This window comes from Algoriphagus sp. AK58 (assembly GCF_014324365.1).
In the GTDB taxonomy this organism is placed as follows: domain Bacteria; phylum Bacteroidota; class Bacteroidia; order Cytophagales; family Cyclobacteriaceae; genus Algoriphagus.
Genome location: NZ_QEIG01000002.1, coordinates 175,085 through 188,443, shown reverse-complemented (window position 1 = coordinate 188,443; position 13,359 = coordinate 175,085). Strand labels below are relative to the sequence as shown.

The window sequence follows — 13,359 nt, the reverse complement described above, 5'->3', positions numbered from 1 at the left end:
CCCGCATAATCCTTTCTATTTTCGGGATTCATACCCCACGCTTACTATGAACCCCATCCTTATCGGCAGCTTCGAGGATTTCGAAAAACACAACGGTCAAGAACTCGGCACCTCAGAATATTTCAAAATCACACAAAATCAGATTAACCTTTTTGCCGACGCCACTTATGACCATCAGTGGATTCACTGTGACCCCGAGCGAGCCAAGGTTGAAGGCGCATTCGGAAATACCATTGCCCATGGTTACCTCACTTTGAGCATAGTCCCTCATCTTTGGGAGCAGATTGTGCAGGTACAAAACCTAAAAATGATGATCAACTATGGGATCGAAAATCTTCGATTTGCCCAAGCTGTAACTGTGGACAGTGAAGTTCGTTTGGTCGCCAAGCTGAAAAATGTAGCCAATCTCCGAGGCACCGTGAAGGCAGAGGTAGAAGTCAAGCTGGAGATCAGGGATCAAAAAAAGCCGGCTTTTACCGGCGTGCTGATATTCTTATATCATTTCCATTGATCAGGAAGCCAGCAAATCATTGATTACTGTGGCGGCACAGGCACAGCCAAAAGCCGCAGGCAAAAATGACATGGTACCATAGGCGGACTTCTTAAAATTGCTGCCATCCGTGAGCATCAGACTTTCTTTGATCACCTCTTCCGTACTAAATACCGCCTTAAATCCTCCATAAATCGACCTCCTTTTGAGTCGTTTTCTTAGCATTTTGGCCAGTTTGCACTGATAAGTATCCCCAAAATCGACCACTTTGATCTGAGTAGGATCAACCTTGCCACCGGCCCCCATAGAACTGACAAGCTTGAATCCCCGCTTCTTTGCCCCCTCGATCAGGTGCATTTTGGGGGTAAAGCTGTCAATACAGTCCACCACATAATCAAACTCATTGGTTTCCAGAAGGGAAGTCATTTCATGGGGATTGAGAAACTTCCGGATGGCAGTGATCTTAAGGTTGGGGTTGATTGCCAATAGTCGATGCTCCATCCACTCTGCTTTGGACTGACCGACATTGAGCTGTGTGGCGGGAAGTTGGCGGTTGACATTGGAAATGTCCACCGTATCCCCATCAATAATAGTCATTGCACCGACTCCTGATCGGGCGATAAATTCGGCTGCAAAAGAACCCACTCCACCAAGTCCTACCACCAGCACATGCTTGGAGGCCAACTTTTCCAGTCCTTCCCTTCCTACGATCAGCTCGGTGCGGCTGAGCCAGGCAAATTCACTCATGAGATTTTTCGTTTCGAGATTGCATTCCAGTTGGAAATGACCTGCATAGCCAGACTTTCCAAAGGAAGGCGCAAAATTAGGGAAGCTGCCTGATAAATCGAACCGATTTCCAGACCTGAGTCGTCTGTTTCAAAAAAGATTCTTTCCGAGGGACATTCCATCAGCCAAATCCTTGCATTGCTTTCCTCCTGAAGCAGGTGCTTCCCAAAGGAAAAATACACGGGGAAAGGCAAAAGTTGCCGGGCCAGTTCGGGCTTCAGGTTCCACCCATGCCAAATAATAGCCGGCGGATTTCTCTCAGATTTCAGGTACTCTAAGAGCAGATCATGTCCCTTAACACAATGGAAAATAAGCGGGATTCCCAGGGTTTTCGCCCATCGGGCCTGGGCATAGAAAGCCCCTTTTTGAAGTGCTATAGCAGGTCCCTTCAGCCGATCAAACCCTGTTTCACCTATCGCCAAAACATGGGAGTTCAAACTGGATATGTCCTGGATAACCCTGAGTCTATCTTCCCAGTGGATATCGAGATCCCAGGGGTGAATCCCCATGGAGCATGTTGCCTGGACATTCCTCCTTGGCTCCATCTCATTAAAAATAGCCAAAGGCTGATCGGATCGGTGTGTATGAAAATCCCAGAGCTCCATAAATTAAACTTCGGATTTTTGACAGAAAAGAAAAAACCGCATCGGATTTTTGATGCGGTTGCCTTGATTTTTGCTTTTACTATTCCTTCTTCTTAAACACAATATTCGCAGGACCCTGTGAGAGCGTCACTTGATCCTGGTCCGGATCAAATGTGAACACGGCTTTCACTGCTTTAAGCTCAAACTTATTCTCGGCTACCGTCTCCAGTACCGCCTGAGGCTGACCAGTCAACTGAATGGCCACTTTGCCACCTTTGTTTTCTACCGTCAGCTGAAGCGGAATCTGAGTTGAGCTGTAAGTTCCGGTATATTTGGCCATCAATTCATCCGATATGACAATTTCAGTAAACTCAGGGAGCTCCCATTCTTTGCCAAACTGCGCACTCATGGCAGCGATCACAATATCATTATTGTTGTAATTCATGCCATTGCTCAGGATAGCAAATGAGATCTTTTCTTGCGGGAAAAAACACAAAAAAGCCCGGAATCCGTCAATACCGCCGGTGTGTCCATAGCTCTTTTTTTCATAAAAAGGAATCATAAACGCCCCACTTCCAAATCCATCTTTCAGCTCTATCATTTTGCCAAGACTTTCCTGTCCAATCAACTTGCCCCCAAATAAGCCCAGGGCAAAGGTATTCAAGTCATTTACGGTTGAAGTTAAAGCTCCTGCACCAAGTGGTATGGAGGAGTGAGCTTCCAAATCCTCCTGCCACTTGCCATTGTAGAGATAAGATTTGGCTTCTCCATTTTCAACCGAAATCGGGCCAAAAAGGTAGGTTTCTCTCATCTCCAAGGGGCTCAGAATTCGCTCCTGAAGTAAGTTTTCGTAGGACTTCCCGTAGAGCTTCTCCAGAATAAAAGTGAGCAGGATAAAATTACTGTTGCTGTACTCAGCCTTGGAATCCGGCTCAAATACACTGCCTCCTTCCATCATCATGGCCAAAAGCTGCTCCTCGGTATGAGGCTTGGTGCGGTAGATATTGTAATCGAAGCGATTGGTAATATTGAAAATCCCGCTGCGGTGCTGAAGCAACTGACTGATACTGATCTTTTCGGAATTCTGTATTTGTGGATAAAAGTCCGACAACTTCTGATCCAAGCTGAGTTTACCTTCTTCACTGGCTTGAAATACCAATACGGCGGTAAACATTTTGGTCACAGAACCAATTCGTTGCTTAGAGTTGAGCTCCAAAGGCTTTGATGTACTGAGATCAGCATAACCGACTGCTTTTTGGAATACGGGAACTCCATTTTCGGAAATCATGACTGTACCCATGAATTTGTCTTTAGCCTCCAAAGAGTCTAAAAACTGGCTTAACTGCGCGTATTTAGAACTTTGAGCTTGGGATATTCCTGAGCCTATGATAAAAACAAAGAAAAAGAAGTAGGATTTCAAGTTCATATATGGGAGTTAAAATGGTGCGTGCATTAAAGCAAAGTCCTGTCAGGCATTCTACACCTGACAGGAATTAGCTGTGCTTATTCAATAAGTCTTACCCTGAAAATCGGGATGATTTTGTTTTAATCCAATCGGTTTCTTTCTTCGGTACTGCCTGAGTTGGACCGTACTCGGAAGCTTTCTCCTTTGGCAAAGTTGTATCTGAGGGTAACTCTGACTCCCTGATTGCTTCTGTATTGCCGGAAGTTGGTGTCAATATCCGCAAACTGAACTTTTGCCTTAATGACTTGCGTACGGAACAAGTCGGTGCCGTTGACCGCAATCGAAAGTTTATCCTTCATCACTGACTTGGTGATACCTGCATCTACCCATCCAAATCCGGCAATTTCGCCCTGTCCCCAAATCTGAGGACTAAGGTACATACCCATCAACTCCAACTTATAGCCTTTTGGCAAGGTGAAATTTTGCTGGGTTCTCACCATATAGGATACTTGATCTACATCCAGAAACTCATTTCCAATCTGGGTTTGAAACTGGTTGTAATTTACCTGAAGCATGTTGGATGTAGTCCACCACTTTTTGAGCTCCACCGGCACGATCGCACGGAAGTTGGCAGCCCTTGTTTTGTCAAAATTGTCGGTAAAGGTCGTGGTAGTTCGCTCTTCTTGGTTCTGAACAAAGACCTGCATAAAGGCATCTTCCGTCACACTATACCCCAAGGTAAATTGATAGGAGCCGTTAACCACATGGTTCATCTCAAAATTGGTAGAGTATTGAGGGGTCAGGTTAGGATTACCCTGCTCAGAGGTCAATGGATCTATGTAATAGATGAACGGATTCAGCAATCGGTAGTTGGGTCGGGTAATCCTTCTATTGGCATTGTACACGATCTGGTATTTGTCGCTCACTTTATGCTGTACAAAAAGGCTTGGGAAGAGATTGAAATAATTTTGCTTGTTAACCTGTTCCAAGGTTACCGAATTACCTACGATATCAGAGTATTCCCCTCTCAAACCGGCCTGGTAGCTCAATTTAGGATTAAAAGACCCTTTCAAAGAAGCATACGCGGCGAGTACATTTTCAGAATAGATAAATCTGTTAGAATTTGGATCAGGCACAAACGGACCTTCCTCCTCCGCTCTACTCAAATTCAAGTCATTGTCTGATTTCACCCAGCTGCCTTTAAGACCTGTTTCTAACACTTTTCCACCTTTTAATGCCTTCGTAAAGTCTGCTTTTGCTGTCAAAATGGTGTAATACATATCGTTGAGAGTAAGTATTCTGTCTGATGTGGCGAAAGAGGGATCACTTCCTGACCAATATGAATTGTCCAAAAGCGAGGTGCTTTCATTGTCCATGATGGTAAAATCCACATCCGCAGAAATCTTGCTTCCCAAGGTATCCAGCTTTGCATCATAGTGAAGATTGGTAAACAGCCGGTTTCGCTTTCCGTCCGATTCATTGAATGACTCGATGTAGTTGTTTTCCACCTGACCTGGATTGGTGATTACCGTTCCTGAAACATTATTATTTATGTCAGTTGAAGCCGAGGCCTGCACATTCAACCCTAAATTCTGGTCTTTACCAATCTCATAATTGGCGGATCCATTGAAAGATGGGGTCTTGTACCGGGAAGTGATTCGGGAATCCTGATTAAAATTGGAAATTCCCTCCTCGAGTGAAAAATTTCTGTTGATGCTGATGTCGTTATATACGGCGTATTCACTGTAGTTTAAAGTTCCATTGGTGGAAAGCTTACCTTTTTTCACGTTTAGTGTAGCTCCTACATTAGGAGCAAACTGTCCGTTATATTGCCCACCGATTTGGACATTGCCGAAGACTCCATCCACAGTATTTCTTTTCAATTGGATATTGATCACTCCGGCAGAACCCTCCGCATCAAATCTTGAAGATGGATTGTTGATTACCTCGATGCTTCTGATGTTATCAGCAGGCATAGATCTGAGAAAATTGGCCAGGTCAGTGGCACTCATGTAAGTAGGACGGTCATTGATCATCACAGTAGCCCCACTTCGTCCGTTGAGGTTGATATTCCCGTCTTGGTCTACATAGATTCCCGGTGATCTTCCGATCACATCCAAAGCATTGGCCCCTTCCGCCATCACAGTTCCTTCCACATTGACAATGGTTTTGTCAGGCTCTATGATGATTTCAGGTCGGGAAGCTTTTACAGTTACCTCATCGAGCCCCGTCATTTCATCTTCGATAGCCAGGTTGCCGAAGTTTTTCTCCAAGCCGGGTAAAAGATCAAATTCGGTCGAAGAGTAGGATCTGTATCCAATGGAAGATACCACAAGCTTAACCTTGGCGGTTTTGGTGGATTCGATGATGAAGTTGCCCTCTTCATCGGAAACAGCCCCATCCACCAACCCTCCATCGGTAGAAATCAGAGCCACATTGGCATAGGCTACGGGCTGTCCTTTTTGGTCAGCCACTTTCCCTGAGATCTTGGCTACCTCTTTTGGAGAGGCAGCAAGGGTGCTAATTCCCAGCAGGTAGAAAAGAAATGCGAGGAAAAATAAGTTGGTCGTTTTCATTTTTTATAGTTTGGCTTAGTCTTATTGTCCGTGCCACACTATAGGAAAATGAAGTGCCAAGGAAAGAAATCTGCTCAAAATCGCACTGAACGCAGATTTTGAAAGTAAAGGCAAAAAAACTTGTCTCATTACCGTACAGTATTTTATTCGGTATAGGACAAAAAATCCCGGACTGTACGGCCCGGGATCATGAGTTAAAACGAGTAGACAGGATTACTTTGCAGCAGCATAACGCTTGCTTACCTCTTCCCAATTGATCACATTCCAGAAAGCGGAGATGTAATCCGGTCTTCTGTTTTGATAATGAAGGTAGTAGGCATGCTCCCACACATCCAGACCCAAAATCGGCGTACCCGGACACTCCGCCACGTCCATCAAAGGGTTGTCTTGGTTTGGAGAAGAGCATACGCAAAGTTCCTTTTTGGTATCTACACAAAGCCAAGCCCAACCCGAACCAAAGCGGGTAGCAGCGGCCTTGTTGAATGTTTCCTTGAAAGCATCAAAAGACCCGAATTTGGCATCTATCGCAGCGGCAAGCTCTCCAGTAGGTTGACCTCCGCCATTGGGGGAAAGGATTTGCCAAAACAGGCTGTGATTCCAGTGACCTCCTCCATTATTTCTGACAGCAGTATTAGAACCAGCCACTTTCATGAGTTCTTCCAATGATTTGCCTTCCAAGTCTGTTCCGGCAATGGCATTATTGAGATTGGTCACGTAAGCATTGTGGTGCTTGCCGTGGTGGATTTCCATAGTTCTTGCATCGATGTGCGGCTCCAATGCATCAAAAGCATACGGAAGGGAAGGGAGTTCAAAAGCCATATGTATAAGGTTTTAGTTAAACATTAAATTAAAATCTATCTGACAAATTACGCCTACTCAACCAGACTTATTCAAAAAAGGTTCTGATCGGCAAAAAAAGACTTACTCCCTGAGCTTTTTGAAAAAGTCGAGCACCAACTGTTCCGACTCCTTTGCCATCAGACCCGAAAAAACCTTGGTTTTTGGATGGAGCATTTCCGGATTGCACTGGTGAAATCCACGTTTGGGATCTGAAGCGCCAAAATAAATCTCACTGATTTGGGACCAATACAAGGCACCTGCACACATGGGACAGGGCTCCAGAGTCACATACAATCGGCAATCCACTAAGTATTTGGCGCCTAGGTAATTTTCTGCCGCGGTGATCGCCAACATTTCGGCGTGGGCCGTGACATCATTGAGCTTTTCGGTCTGATTGTAGGCCCGGGCGATGATTTTATTTTTGGAAACAATAACAGCACCCACGGGTATTTCTCCTTCTTCAAAGGCGATTTTGGCCTGTTTTAGGGCCTCATTCATGAAATACTCGTGGGTGAAAATTTCCAAGCAATCAGACTGTTATTGAAACATTGCGAAGATCTCCTCGCGTACTCCTTTGTTGATAATGATTGCCAAAATCAAAGATACAATCAATCCGACCAATGCCTTGAAAATGTCTTTCCTAGCCAAACGGAAGGCCCTCACCAGCCATGCATTTCTCTTTTTGGCTTTGCCATGCTTGCCGATAGCTATAGCCAACTCACGGCCAGCCAAGAGCCCAATAAATACCCAAGTGGTACTCATTGGTACTTTGCTGTACATTTTGAAATAGAAAAGGATAACTGCGTAAACCAAGTCCACTATGGTAGCTGCCCTTACATCGGTGACATTGGACTTTTCATTCACAATGTCCTGAATCTTATCCCCTTTCAAATAGAAAAGAAATCCCAGTCCTAAAAATACGAATCCGGCATAGACCGAAAATTCGGTAACATCCAATTGTCTCGGCAAAAATACCGCGATATTGGCCGCATCCTGCATGATCCACACTGCCCAAAGGACCCCTGAGGTAATCCACTGCAAAACCATCCAATAAGGTTTGGCTTGTCCTTTCAGGTAATTTTTTACAAAACGCTCCAGAATAAACCATACTACGATAGCCATAGTAAAAGCGAGCAGGTATCCCACAAAGCTTTTGAACATCACATCCAGAATTGTTCCGGCTTTATAGGTAAACACGTTCAACAATAAGAAGGTGGTCGATACCGGCATTCGCATTCGGGTCATCACCAACAGGACAATCGGAGCGGCCAACTGAAGGAAAACAAAGCTTTCAGGAGCTTTCTCCAGACCAGGCACACTTAGGCGCTCATAGCTGACATCTCCATCGAAGACATACCAGCTGTAGGACACTGTTCCCACCCAAATCAAGCCCATAAACAACCATAAAATCCACCAAGGCCGGTTATTATTGGAGGCGATGAAGGTGCCTATAGTTTGGATACTGTCGTTTGCAATGGCAGAATAGGCAGCCAAAGCAAACCCAAACCACATTGCCGCGTAGGTATAAGGCGTGATCAATCCTGCTATGGATATCAGGATACAGATAGTAATCAGGAATGGACGCTCGCTTTTGGTAAAATCAAAGATCGAATACGTCTTTTTGGAAAGTTTCTCCTGATTGATGTTTTGGTCAATTGGCTTTTGCTTGGCCATAATTTTGGAGTGGGTGGGAAATCGTGGACAAAATTAATTAAGATATTCCGCAACCTATGTTAACAAATTGTTAACTAAGAACAAAACCTTCTTTTCTAGGACAAATTAAACTTGCAATTCGCAAAAAAATTTCAACTTTTGCCCATTAGGCTTATTAAAATTTTGAATTGGGATTAACTTCAATTCCTTTTCTACCTCAGTCAACAGCAACCCCTCAAAAGCCCAGGAATGGAGAGTTTGGAAGAGCAAAAACCGGCTTCTACCCGCAACTATTTCAAATACCTTCAGGTATTTCTGGCATTGTTGCTTTTCATTTTTGCCATTGACCTTCTTACGGTAGCCATGGGAAGCATCAACAGTGGAGTTGCGCTTGAAATCCTCCAGGCAACCAAAAATCCCTTCATAAGCCTGTTTATAGGTTTGTTAGTGACAGCTTTGATCCAGAGTAGTTCCACGGTCACTGCCAGCGTAGTGGCCATTGTGGCATCAGGCAACCTCACTCTCCAGCAGGCTGTACCCATCGTATTGGGAGCCAATATCGGCACAACGCTCACGTCGACTTTGGTTTCTTTTTCCTATATCATGAACAAAAAGGAATTCCGTAGAGCGCTATCTGCCGGTATTTCTCACGATGTTTTCAATATTCTTTCGGTGATTATTCTTTTTCCAATGGAACTCTATTTTGGTTTCCTGTCAGGTTTAGCCGAAAAAATCGCCTCTTTTTTCTCCTCGGATAATGCATTTGAAGGCCCACTCGTGTACAACCGGATGTTTACCCGTACGGCCACTGAATGGATCGTGGACCAGATCAACATCCCATTTCTGACCATGTTGTTGTCGGTATTCCTGGTATTTTTTGCTATCAAGGTACTTTCGACAGCCATGTACAAAACCTTCGTAAAAAATTCTTTTGAAGAAATAAACAAGCTGATTTTTCAAAAGACCGGGCTGGCATTTTTCTATGGAATCTTTTTCACCGCAGCTGTTCAATCCAGTACCGTAACTACCTCATTGGTGGTGCCGCTGGTAGCAAACAAAAAAGTGACCCTGACCAAGGCATTTCCTTTTATTGTCGGCGCTAATATCGGAACCACCATCACTGCCGTCATTGCCTCCATTTACAAATCGGAGGCTGCAATTGCCCTGGCCATAGTCCATATTTTATTCAACAGCTTTGGGGCTTTGATATTCCTGCCATTTCCTGAAATGAGACGAGTTCCCGTCTGGATAGCTAACTACATGGGAAAAACTTCGGTGCAAAATCGGGTCTTGGGATTTGCCTACATCCTTTTAACCTTCTTTATTATCCCCTTCATTCTCATCTACTTCAGTAGAGATTAGGGATTTGCCTTTCTCCAAGCTTCCATCAAAGCTTTTGCAGAGCTTGTACCAATACGGTCGGCTCCGGCTTGGATCAACTGAAGTGCAAAGTCATAGGTCTTGATGCCTCCACTCGCCTTGATTCCTATCGCAGAGGGTAAGACTTCTCTCATCAAGGCAATGTCTTCCACTTTGGCCCCGCTTGGAGCATATCCGGTGGACGTCTTCACATAGTCTGCGCCTGCATCTTGACAAATCAAGCAGGCCTCCCGAATTTGCTCTGGACTTAAATAGGCTGTTTCGATGATTACTTTGAGAATACGTTCTTCCTCATGGCAGATTTTGGCGATCTGGGCGATTTCGATTTTGGGCCAGTTCATCCCGGAGTGAAAAGCTGTCTGTGACCAGACCAAGTCCAATTCATTCGCGCCATTTTTGATCGCCTCGCGAGTCTCTGCTACTTTGGTCGCGGTATCTTCAAATCCAAAAGGAAATCCGATCACCGTCACCACTTGAATATCTTCTTCTTTCAAGTCTCTTTTCACTTTCTTGACCCAAAAAGGAGGTACGCAAACTCCTACAAACTGCTCTTCTATGGCTTCACGGATCAACACCTCCACGTCTTGGTCTGTCATGGTAGGCCTCAAAATAGTGGATTCCAAAAATCGGTTGAAATTGTTCATGCTGTTAAGAATGCTCGTCTTGGTTTACAAAATCGCTCAAATACATGTACTCTAAGGTCAAGTCTCCATCTCTGGCAATGGTGGCTCTCTCCAAAATGGGGGCATTTACTTCAAAAAGCGCAGGAATCACCCACTGTCCAAGCTGACGCCCAAATTCAGCGCTGGATTCCCGAGGCAACTCGCAAGGCAAATTGTCGATAGCCATCACCGAAATACTGGTTTGCTTACCAAACGCCGGTAACTCCTCACCTGTCTCCCGGTCCACATCATAGACGGGATCCTGAATTGTAGATGCCCGAAACGTAGTAGGAATAGAGCCCTCCACATCACAGGTCACATCGGCAATGACTGAAATGGAAAAGTCGGGTGAATTAATGTCCTTCAACTCAAAAAGCCTTGGAGCTCCGGGGTCCCAATATGCCGCTGCAATGAGAATTTCCCCGGCTTCGGCAAATTTCAAGAAATGGCTTTCGTATCGCTCAGGAAAGGAATAAAACTCATCCCGATCATATCCTCCATCTGATTTACGTCTGTTGTAGTCTGAGGAGCTCAGTACCACAAAAACCGGCTCCTCAAAATACAAATGCAGGAATTCATGGTTGTCCACTTGGGTAATTTTGAGGTGGTTTAAAATCTCAAGCACCCCTTTTCCTACTCTTCCCTTACCGGTGACCACGATCTTGACAGGAGGAAGGGTGACTTTTTTAAGCTCGACTTTCAGATCTTCCAGATCTCTGCATTCGGAGGCACTTCTCAGGTCATACAATCCCGTTTTCTTTCCATAAGTCCAAAAGGCATTGTAGGCGCCCACGATTCCGGCCCAACGTCCAAATGCCACCACCCGATCCCCCGCTTCATCCTTCAACACTTCGTAATCGATCAGTCGGATGTTTTTATCCAGCACGCTTTTAAGCAACGCTCGATTTTTGACCTGTTTCTTGATGGTATGCGAAAAGAAAAAATAGGTCTTCCCGGGAATCAATTGATGGGTGGGAACTTCCTTTACCCCAAATAACAGATCTGCTTCAGAAATATCCTCCACCACTTGGATGCCGGCCTCCAGATATTCCTCGTCGGAATAACAACGAATCAAACTGGACTCCACCAGAAAGGTAAGCTGTGAACCATAAACCTCAGAAAGCTCTTTCAGCTGAGTAGGGGTAAAAGGAACCCGCTTGTCGGGAGGGATTTTTCCTTCTCGGATTATTCCAATTTTCATAAAAATCTAAAGTTCTGGGTTTAGTTTTGGGTTATGGCTATTCTCCTGATGATCCTTAGTTGGGCGATTTTCTATTCGCTGCACACTGCGCTTGCTGCTTCCAAGTTAAAAAGATTTTTGGAGGCAAAATGGCCTGACCGAATGAAATGGTACAGATTATTGTACAGCCTATTTTCCACGCTGCTTTTCATGGGGATTTTGATCCAAGCTCTTTTCTTACCCGTTCAAGTACTTTTCACTAAGAATCCTATAATCTCCTATGCCGGATACATGATCGCTACTTTGGGCGTCGTCCTGATCACACGATCAATCAAAAAAATCTCACTACCCGCATTTTTGGGACTACTTTCGGAAAGGACAACGATAACCGAATCTCTACAGGTCTCGGGCATTTATGCCCGCGTCCGACACCCCCTTTACTTGGGTCTGTTACTCATCTTCTTTGGATATTTTCTTGTGGCAGGCACTGTTGGGGCATTGGTCCATCTTTCCTGCCTGGTAGTCTATCTGCCTTTTGGGATATATTTTGAAGAGAAAAATCTAATTGAGAGATACCGAAACAACTATCAACGCTATCGGGAGGAAGTCCCCGCTCTTTTTCCGGCTTTTTTCAAAAAGAAAAGGGCTTAAGCCCTTCTTTTTAATCTATTCCTAAGAAATCCACCTCAAAAACCAGGACGGAGTTGGGAGGGATTCGGTCATTGTTGGACTGGCTCCGATAGCCATAAGGGGAGGGAATCACGAGCACTGCCTTGGAAGAAGGTCGTATCCTTCGAAAAGCTAGGTCCCAACCCGGAATCACGGTAGCAGAACCTAATACAAAGGAAAGTGGAAAATATTTTCTGTCTTCTACAAAGATGTTATTTGCCTTTGCCACATCCTCATAGGAAGTGTCAAAGACTGTTCCCAGCTCCATCAATTTACCGATGTAATCTGTGTAGACCACCGTGTTGGTGACCGGCCTGGAGCCTACTCCTTCTTCCTGAACGATGATCACAATCCCTGACGGATCATGGATTCGGTAGATACTGTCAATCTTGGCTGTATCGAGGTAAGCATCGATCTTCTTTCGATCAATAGCCAAGTTTCCCTCCAAGTCATAGGGAGGCCCTTGAGCAAAAGGATTATTTGGCTCACAGGAAACTAGACCTATGACTAAAAGAAAAAATAAGGGAATCAGTTTTCTCATTATGGATTAAGGTTTGGACCTTTTTTAACCTCCAACAAATCTAACTCAAATACTAATGGGGAATTTGCAGGAATGTCGCCACTTGCCTGTGTCCCATAACCCAGTCTGGAAGGGAAAACCACCGTGGCTTTCTCGCCTGGGTGCATCATAGACAGGGCAAATTCAAAACCCGTTATCGTGAATCCACGGCCGATCGGATATCTCAATGGCTGATAAACACGATTGGAGTTGAAAATCCCATTATCCTTAGCTACCTGCTCTTTGGAAGTATCGAAAATTTTATTGTTCAGGGTCTTTCCGGTGTAATCTACCTTTACTGTATCCCCCCTAAGTAGAGCATTTCTTTCGGGCTTTACCGAAACTTGCCAAAACATATAAAATCCTTCAATAGGCTCTGAATATTCCTTCACGCTGGTGATAGGGTTATCCTGAAGGTATTTTTCAATGGCTTCTCTGTCTCTTTGCAAGATGACTTCCTGAGTCTGATCAGGATCTATGCAGGAGATTACTGAAATCGCGCCAATCAGTAAGGCAGCAAAAGCTATTAGTCTGGACTTCATATGTTTTGGTTTAGTTATAGGTTTCGTGGTATT

At 44.6% G+C, this 13,359-nt stretch carries 15 protein-coding genes; 4 read left to right on the top strand and 11 right to left on the bottom strand.

Annotated elements, in window-relative coordinates; all coding sequences use genetic code 11:
- Nucleotides 1-46 precede the first annotated feature (46 nt).
- Nucleotides 47-511, top strand: coding sequence for a MaoC family dehydratase (locus tag DDT91_RS01920; protein WP_187174430.1), 465 nt, complete (start codon nucleotides 47-49; stop codon nucleotides 509-511).
- On the opposite strand, the gene DDT91_RS01915 is transcribed toward DDT91_RS01920, so the two are convergent.
- The gene (locus tag DDT91_RS01915) at nucleotides 512-1,237 is read right to left on the bottom strand and encodes a ThiF family adenylyltransferase (RefSeq protein ID WP_187174429.1); all 726 of its coding nucleotides are present in this window, start codon (nucleotides 1,235-1,237) and stop codon (nucleotides 512-514) included.
- Nucleotides 1,234-1,785 (bottom strand): TatD family hydrolase, encoded by a 552-nt coding sequence (locus tag DDT91_RS01910; RefSeq protein ID WP_255501997.1) that lies wholly within the window; start codon nucleotides 1,783-1,785, stop codon nucleotides 1,234-1,236. The genes DDT91_RS01915 and DDT91_RS01910 overlap by 4 nt, the downstream gene beginning before the upstream one ends.
- On the opposite strand from DDT91_RS01910, the gene DDT91_RS20565 reads away from it, so the two are divergent.
- Complete coding sequence (locus tag DDT91_RS20565; protein WP_255501998.1) at nucleotides 1,702-1,977, top strand: hypothetical protein; 276 nt, start codon at nucleotides 1,702-1,704, stop codon at nucleotides 1,975-1,977. The two genes, DDT91_RS01910 and DDT91_RS20565, sit on opposite strands and share 84 nt — an antisense overlap.
- On the opposite strand, the gene DDT91_RS01905 is transcribed toward DDT91_RS20565, so the two are convergent.
- The 5 genes from DDT91_RS01905 to DDT91_RS01885 form a co-directional block, all read right to left on the bottom strand.
- Nucleotides 1,961-3,286, bottom strand: a complete 1,326-nt coding sequence (locus DDT91_RS01905) for a serine hydrolase (RefSeq protein ID WP_187174427.1) — start codon at nucleotides 3,284-3,286, stop codon at nucleotides 1,961-1,963. The genes DDT91_RS20565 and DDT91_RS01905 overlap by 17 nt on opposite strands.
- 119 nt (nucleotides 3,287-3,405) lie before the next feature.
- Nucleotides 3,406-5,841 carry an outer membrane beta-barrel protein gene (locus tag DDT91_RS01900; RefSeq protein ID WP_187174426.1) on the bottom strand — a complete coding sequence of 812 codons (2,436 nt, stop codon included), beginning with the start codon at nucleotides 5,839-5,841 and terminating at the stop codon, nucleotides 3,406-3,408.
- Nucleotides 5,842-6,054: 213 nt separating this feature from the next.
- A complete protein-coding gene (locus DDT91_RS01895) occupies nucleotides 6,055-6,660 on the bottom strand; it encodes a superoxide dismutase (RefSeq protein ID WP_187174425.1) in 606 nt (201 codons plus the stop codon).
- 102 nt (nucleotides 6,661-6,762) lie between these two features.
- Nucleotides 6,763-7,206, bottom strand: a complete 444-nt coding sequence (locus DDT91_RS01890) for a nucleoside deaminase (RefSeq protein ID WP_222718574.1) — start codon at nucleotides 7,204-7,206, stop codon at nucleotides 6,763-6,765.
- Nucleotides 7,207-7,218: 12 nt separating this feature from the next.
- On the bottom strand, nucleotides 7,219-8,355 hold the full coding sequence (locus tag DDT91_RS01885; RefSeq protein ID WP_187174424.1) for a hypothetical protein: 1,137 nt from the start codon (nucleotides 8,353-8,355) through the stop codon (nucleotides 7,219-7,221).
- A gap of 228 nt (nucleotides 8,356-8,583) precedes the next feature.
- Between DDT91_RS01885 and DDT91_RS01880 the strand changes: the two genes are divergently transcribed.
- Nucleotides 8,584-9,696, top strand: a complete 1,113-nt coding sequence (locus DDT91_RS01880; RefSeq protein WP_187174423.1) for a Na/Pi symporter — start codon at nucleotides 8,584-8,586, stop codon at nucleotides 9,694-9,696.
- On the opposite strand, the gene deoC is transcribed toward DDT91_RS01880, so the two are convergent.
- Together deoC and DDT91_RS01870 are read right to left on the bottom strand one after the other, a co-directional pair.
- Nucleotides 9,693-10,358: a deoxyribose-phosphate aldolase gene (gene deoC, locus DDT91_RS01875; protein ID WP_187174422.1), complete on the bottom strand. Its 666-nt coding sequence runs from the start codon at nucleotides 10,356-10,358 to the stop codon at nucleotides 9,693-9,695. The two genes, DDT91_RS01880 and deoC, sit on opposite strands and share 4 nt — an antisense overlap.
- Nucleotides 10,359-10,362: 4 nt before the next feature.
- Nucleotides 10,363-11,577, bottom strand: coding sequence for an NAD(P)-dependent oxidoreductase (locus DDT91_RS01870; RefSeq protein ID WP_187174421.1), 1,215 nt, complete (start codon nucleotides 11,575-11,577; stop codon nucleotides 10,363-10,365).
- Nucleotides 11,578-11,610: 33 nt separating this feature from the next.
- Between DDT91_RS01870 and DDT91_RS01865 the strand changes: the two genes are divergently transcribed.
- On the top strand, nucleotides 11,611-12,207 hold the full coding sequence (locus DDT91_RS01865) for an isoprenylcysteine carboxylmethyltransferase family protein (protein WP_187174420.1): 597 nt from the start codon (nucleotides 11,611-11,613) through the stop codon (nucleotides 12,205-12,207).
- 10 nt (nucleotides 12,208-12,217) lie between these two features.
- Here DDT91_RS01865 and DDT91_RS01860 read toward each other — a convergent pair whose 3' ends face one another.
- Entirely contained in the window at nucleotides 12,218-12,766 is a 549-nt protein-coding gene (locus tag DDT91_RS01860) for an FKBP-type peptidyl-prolyl cis-trans isomerase (protein WP_187174419.1), read from the bottom strand.
- On the bottom strand, nucleotides 12,766-13,326 hold the full coding sequence (locus DDT91_RS01855) for an FKBP-type peptidyl-prolyl cis-trans isomerase (RefSeq protein WP_187174418.1): 561 nt from the start codon (nucleotides 13,324-13,326) through the stop codon (nucleotides 12,766-12,768). The genes DDT91_RS01860 and DDT91_RS01855 overlap by 1 nt, the downstream gene beginning before the upstream one ends.
- Nucleotides 13,327-13,359: the final 33 nt, after the last annotated feature.